We start from the raw sequence: 5,060 nt of genomic DNA, 5'->3' as shown, positions 1-5,060 counted from the left end.
AACAAGTAACAAGTAACAAGTAACAAGTAACAAGTAACAAGTAACAAGTAACAAGTAACAAGTAACAAGTAACAAGTATTAGTTATTCTGATCTCATCACTAAATTTTTACGCAGAAATTAAACATTACCTTTATCAAGTTTATCAAGCGGATTTAGTATCATTACTTATTGCTCATTGCCTGAGCTTATCCACCAAATAATGCACCGATCGCCTTACCCATATTTTCGGGTTGCATTGCCGCGTTAGCTGCGGTGGGTTCGTAGCCACAATGTACCATACAGTCTTGGCATTGAGGATTACCGCTATTTTTGCCGTAGTTGCTCCACTCGGTCTGATTGAGCAGTTCTTGATAGCTTGAATAGTGTCCTTCATCCAAGAGATAGCAGGGTTTTTGCCAGCCTAAAACGCTATAGCTAGGACTTCCCCAAGGAGTACAGTCAAAATCTTGATCTCCCATCAGGAATTCCAGAAATAAGGGATTATGATTAAAATTCCATTTCTTTTGACCAGATTTCCAGGGAGATAAGATTTCTCTAAATAAAGTTTTAGTTTGTTCTCGCCGTAAAAAGTTTTCTTGATCGGGAGCCTTTTCGTATCCATAGCCAGGGGAAACCATCATGCCATCAAGGTTGAGAGTATCCAAGAAATCAAAGAATTCCTGCATTTCTTGTGGATTTGCTCCATCAAAGACGGTGGTGTTGGTCGTCACTCTAAATCCTTGCTGTTTAGCTGCTTTGATCGCCGCGATCGCCTTATCAAAAACTCCTGGGCGATCGACACATTTGTCATGCTGTTCCTTGAATCCATCAAGATGAACGCTAAAAGTTAAATAGGGGGATGGTTTAAACTTACTCAGGCTTTTCTCCAGCAAGATCCCATTGGTGCAGAGATAGACAAACTTTTTACGCTGTACTAACCCCTCGACAATCTGCCCGATTTGAGGATGTAACAGAGGTTCTCCTCCAGGAATAGAAACTACTGGCGCACCACATTCTTCCACCGCCATAAAACATTGCTCTGGGGTTAAGTTTTGTTGCAAAATTTCCTTTGGATGCTGAATTTTACCACAGCCAGAACAAGCTAAATTACAACGAAACAAAGGTTCTAGCATTAAAACCAAAGGAAACCGCTTACGTCCCATTAAACGTTGTGTAACCAGGTATTTGCCGACTGTAACTGCTTGTTGAAGTTGAACCGCCATAATTATGCTCTCCTCAGATACACCAATTTTTGAGTCTAGTCTATTTTGAGTAATTGTAATATGCTTCGCTAAAATAATCTGTCAGGAGATAGTTCATAGTCATTCCAATTAATTTCTAAATGACCAATATGAAAGATACAAAATCAAGAAATTAGCTCTTTTTAGAAAACTATTTGAACAAAGCCAACTTAGTATGCTAAAGTTATTACTCGATCTAAAACGTTATTACCTGCGGATGTCGTATAGTGGTAATACCTCAGCCTTCCAAGCTAAAGCTAGGGGTTCGATAATTACTTCTAGTAACTAGGTTCTCAATTGTTACCAAAGATTATGACACCAAAAAGACACCAATCTACTACCTTCATGATGTCTTGATCTATCTATGTCTAAATGGCTACACTTTCAGCTCTACTAACGCAGAGTATTAGCGTAGATGGAAGCCAAATTTTGCATTCTCTCAACTGTCAAAGGAATTACATTTAGATGTTTCCATCTTCTGCCTGACTTGATTTCAGTAATAGTGCTTCTAGCAACACTAAACTTGGTAGCAATCTCTTTATGAGTCAAATTACCTGCTGCTTTGAGTTTTACCAGTCTTTTCTTTGATTACACGGTCTAGGCTTCTTACTTTGCCGTAGTTTGAGACTTGATAATATCCTTCATAATCTTGGATATCTACAAATACTTCTGGGGCGAGAGCAATTGATAATTCGTACATTAATATTATTCATAGTTCTAAAAGTTTCAAATAGATTACATATGTTTCTATTGTATTTCAGAAACCAGAATAATTAATCAGGAAAGCACCTCTTTTCCAGAAGTGTGTTCTTTTGACAGAGATCACAGTCAAGCTTTTGTATTAATAGTTATCTTGAGTTCATTACAAATACTTTTAAAGATAATCATTATGGTCAGCAGAAAGAACTTACAACCACTAACTGATTTACAACAACAATTCAGAGATATAATTGAGCCGATTCTTGCTGAGATTACTATTAATAATCAGCCTTTAGATACTCTTGATTCTGCTAGGTTACAAGAAGTATTGTTAGAAAGGGATCTAGATGATATTCTTTGCCTGAAAGATTTGTACAGTGAAGATCTGAATCTAGAAGACAAAGCAGAAGAAGTTTATAACATACTTCAAGAAATACTTAACTCTAATACAAAACCAAGCTCAGTAGACAAGTTGATAGAGCAGTTAATTGAAGATTGTGTGGTTTACGATCTCAAGGTTCAAAAAAGAAAAGAATTAACACTTGATTATCAAAGAGCGTTTAATGGATTAGTTATACCATTTCTCTATGAAGTTGCACTAAATAAAGCTGAGATGATATAGTCCCATCCACAAATTGAAGCAATTGCTTAATTTATTTCCCATATCTGTGCATTTTGTCACCACCTTTAATTTAATGCATCTTCATGGAGAATTGGTATCAGTTTCAATTAGCTCAACAATATCGCCCTTATGCTTAGATCGATAGACTTTATTATCTAGCTCATTGCTCCAACAAGCTACATCTGAATTATCAGATAATAACTTACAGTTAATAACTAGCTTGAGGCCATAGCGTGTCTTGGCTTGAACACAATTGATCACTTTAGCTTGGTGTGTTTTCATAGTTATTACTAGTGAATAAATTGGCATTAAAAATGACCCATGTTTAATGTCTACAGGTCAAAGACAGTTGCTATACGTCAATTAGTGGCGTTAATGGATTAATTAATCAAAGCAACAGAGTATTTATCAAAAGCAGAATCTACAGATACGATTGGTATTTCCTCTGCTATAGATTGAGCAATAATGAGGCGGTCAAAAGGATCTCTGTGATGGAAAGGCAGAGTAGAGTTAATCCTCAAATGCTCTAATTCAATATTGAGTAACCTAACGGTGCTAGTAGTAACTTCTCTCTCAACAAATTCTTCGTAGTTGGGGTCTAGCGTTAGCTTGCCCAAGTTAAATTTAATCGACATTTCCCAAAGGCTGGCAATACTTAAATAACTAACATTATTTGTATCTTCAATCAGATCCTTGAGACGATCACTTAGTTTGGGATTATCATTTACGAACCATAGGAATGTATGCGTATCTAATAATAAATTCATTCCATATATTCCTTAAAGTCTTCTAGAGGCTCATCGAAATCATCAGACATCTGTACTTTACCTTTAGCACTACCTCTCTTTAAAGGGCGTAATATTGGGGCTATGGGAGAGATCTTGGCTACTGGCTTATTATCTTGGGTAATTACAATCTCTTCGCCTTTAATAGCGAGATCCAGAACTTTCGATATGTCCGCCTTTGCTTGGGTTATGTCTAGTTGAGTCATGGTATGAATTTAACTTTCTACCTCAACTATATCGCCGATTAAATCAATTCCACTCTGGAGAACCCACATGATCTCAGAACGCACCATATCTTCAACAGGAGGGCAATCTTTAGGTTTTATGTCATGACCCTCACAATAGGCTTTAAGCAATAGATCCTCGTCAATTAGTAATGTGGCCTTGAGTTTCTTCACGGTTAATTTCCTTCCTTGTTTAAGTCTTCTATAAATTCTTGGGTAGTTTGTGCTGCATTTTCTATACAACCCCAGACATACTGAGGCTCGTATTTCTCGAACGGTTCCCAGTTATTCTCAATGAGAAATTCATTCTGTTGATCCTCACTCAAGTCGTACCAGTTATCAGGAATACTCTTACATAGGAAATGATTTGATGTTAATTGAAGTACTTTGAATTCTAATTGTTCTTTATTAGTTATTTTCATTGTTAGTTAGTGTTAGTGTTAAAAGATTTCATCAGCAATATGATTTTCCACAGGAATCCAGACTGACATAATTTGCCAATGTTTTTGTAAGTAGCCTTCTTTTTCTAGCTCTCGTGCGATCGCATTCCAATCAGAGCAGCCATTTTTACTATGGGCCACCTCATAAGGAACAGAAGTATATACAACTTCATCATCTACAGGTAGCTCTATTGCTCTATCGTCTTGAACTATTGTGTAGGTTTCTACTGTTATAAGTGATACTCCTATACAAACGGTCTTTGGCGGTGGTGGATCTTGATCCGTTTGATATCTATTTCTTGAATTTGATATTGTCATTGTTATTAGTGTTTCCTTATTGAGAATAAATAAACAAATAAAAAACTCCAAGCTTTTATAGTCATCAGGAGTGTTGGACTTGTTATTTAATTAAAATTCTCTTTGTGGAAATTAACTTTAGTAGTTATATAATTTTCAATTGTTGTTGTATATCAAGAAATCACTTTGAACTCATGGTCTGCATCAACTTTAAAGCATATATTTTTGATAACATACTCTTTATTGTTTAGTCTTTTGTTTTATTTCTTTTTATATAATCTAAAGCTTTTTGTTCTTCTGAAAATTTCTCACATTTACTAAGTGAGAGATCAAATACTAAATAACCTTCTACCCATTCAATTGGTGTCCAAGGTTTAGCATTAAGGTTTTCAGCATCTTCATAGTTTTCTACATCAACTGTGAATACTTCATTGTTTACTTTGAAGATAGTATCTACTAAAAATATCGCCAGTTTATTTATTTTCAATTCTAATTCTTCGTAAAATTCTTTAGACTCTTTGAAACTTTCAATACTTAGTTTATCTATATCTATTAGCTTATATTGATCGGAAGCTTTATTATATACTTCCCATTTCAATTCAAATTCTGCATTTGTATCTATCACTTCAATTTCAGCATCAGCAGGAATAATTAATCCTATATATCTTTCCCATGCTTCTCCTTCATATCCATTACAGGGTAAGCGCAAGAAAAATTGAGCTGTAATATGCTGAGAGAATCCAGACTAAAGAGCTTGAAATACAATGTCACT

10 protein-coding genes are annotated in these 5,060 nt (G+C 35.4%); 1 reads left to right on the top strand and 9 read right to left on the bottom strand.

The window, feature by feature from the left end; translation table 11 throughout:
* Positions 1-186: 186 nt before the first annotated feature.
* The 3 genes from hpnH to C7B62_RS24455 form a co-directional block, all read right to left on the bottom strand.
* Positions 187-1,203, bottom strand: a complete 1,017-nt coding sequence (gene hpnH / locus C7B62_RS24460) for an adenosyl-hopene transferase HpnH (protein WP_106243895.1) — start codon at positions 1,201-1,203, stop codon at positions 187-189.
* Between the two features lie 411 nt (positions 1,204-1,614).
* Positions 1,615-1,770 (bottom strand): hypothetical protein, encoded by a 156-nt coding sequence (locus C7B62_RS25950; RefSeq protein WP_158260745.1) that lies wholly within the window; start codon positions 1,768-1,770, stop codon positions 1,615-1,617.
* Position 1,771: 1 nt separating this feature from the next.
* Positions 1,772-1,921: an NUMOD4 domain-containing protein gene (locus C7B62_RS24455; protein ID WP_106243893.1), complete on the bottom strand. Its 150-nt coding sequence runs from the start codon at positions 1,919-1,921 to the stop codon at positions 1,772-1,774.
* A 189-nt stretch (positions 1,922-2,110) separates the two neighbouring features.
* Between C7B62_RS24455 and C7B62_RS24450 the strand changes: the two genes are divergently transcribed.
* Positions 2,111-2,542: a hypothetical protein gene (locus C7B62_RS24450; RefSeq protein ID WP_146132207.1), complete on the top strand. Its 432-nt coding sequence runs from the start codon at positions 2,111-2,113 to the stop codon at positions 2,540-2,542.
* A 380-nt stretch (positions 2,543-2,922) separates the two neighbouring features.
* Here the strand turns inward: C7B62_RS24450 and C7B62_RS24440 are convergent, their stop codons facing one another.
* The 6 genes from C7B62_RS24440 to C7B62_RS24415 form a co-directional block, all read right to left on the bottom strand.
* Positions 2,923-3,309: a type II toxin-antitoxin system VapC family toxin gene (locus C7B62_RS24440; RefSeq protein ID WP_106243885.1), complete on the bottom strand. Its 387-nt coding sequence runs from the start codon at positions 3,307-3,309 to the stop codon at positions 2,923-2,925.
* The gene (locus C7B62_RS24435; RefSeq protein WP_106243883.1) at positions 3,306-3,533 is read right to left on the bottom strand and encodes a type II toxin-antitoxin system Phd/YefM family antitoxin; all 228 of its coding nucleotides are present in this window, start codon (positions 3,531-3,533) and stop codon (positions 3,306-3,308) included. Before C7B62_RS24435 ends, C7B62_RS24440 begins: the two co-directional genes overlap by 4 nt.
* Positions 3,534-3,542: 9 nt before the next feature.
* Positions 3,543-3,725: a hypothetical protein gene (locus tag C7B62_RS24430; protein ID WP_106243880.1), complete on the bottom strand. Its 183-nt coding sequence runs from the start codon at positions 3,723-3,725 to the stop codon at positions 3,543-3,545.
* Between the two features lie 2 nt (positions 3,726-3,727).
* Positions 3,728-3,973, bottom strand: coding sequence for a hypothetical protein (locus tag C7B62_RS24425; protein ID WP_106243878.1), 246 nt, complete (start codon positions 3,971-3,973; stop codon positions 3,728-3,730).
* A gap of 18 nt (positions 3,974-3,991) precedes the next feature.
* Entirely contained in the window at positions 3,992-4,309 is a 318-nt protein-coding gene (locus C7B62_RS24420; RefSeq protein WP_106243876.1) for a hypothetical protein, read from the bottom strand.
* 226 nt (positions 4,310-4,535) lie between these two features.
* Complete coding sequence (locus C7B62_RS24415) at positions 4,536-4,997, bottom strand: hypothetical protein (protein ID WP_106243874.1); 462 nt, start codon at positions 4,995-4,997, stop codon at positions 4,536-4,538.
* Between the last annotated feature and the right edge of the window lie 63 nt (positions 4,998-5,060).

It is taken from the genome of Pleurocapsa sp. CCALA 161 (assembly GCF_003003995.1).
GTDB lineage: Bacteria > Cyanobacteriota > Cyanobacteriia > Cyanobacteriales > Xenococcaceae > Waterburya.
Note: the sequence above shows the minus strand (reverse complement) of the source record. Positions and strands in the feature narration are given on the sequence as shown.

What these genes read in the sequence shown, in the direction of transcription:
- C7B62_RS24455 (WP_106243893.1), bottom strand. Translation starts at nt 1,921, where the DNA reads ATGTACGAATTATCAATTGCTCTCGCCCCAGAAGTATTTGTAGATATC.
- C7B62_RS24435 (WP_106243883.1), bottom strand. Translation starts at nt 3,533, where the DNA reads ATGACTCAACTAGACATAACCCAAGCAAAGGCGGACATATCGAAAGTT.
- C7B62_RS24440 (WP_106243885.1), bottom strand. Translation starts at nt 3,309, where the DNA reads ATGAATTTATTATTAGATACGCATACATTCCTATGGTTCGTAAATGAT.
- C7B62_RS24420 (WP_106243876.1), bottom strand. Translation starts at nt 4,309, where the DNA reads ATGACAATATCAAATTCAAGAAATAGATATCAAACGGATCAAGATCCA.
- C7B62_RS24425 (WP_106243878.1), bottom strand. Translation starts at nt 3,973, where the DNA reads ATGAAAATAACTAATAAAGAACAATTAGAATTCAAAGTACTTCAATTA.
- C7B62_RS24450 (WP_146132207.1), top strand. Translation starts at nt 2,111, where the DNA reads ATGGTCAGCAGAAAGAACTTACAACCACTAACTGATTTACAACAACAA.
- hpnH (WP_106243895.1), bottom strand. Translation starts at nt 1,203, where the DNA reads ATGGCGGTTCAACTTCAACAAGCAGTTACAGTCGGCAAATACCTGGTT.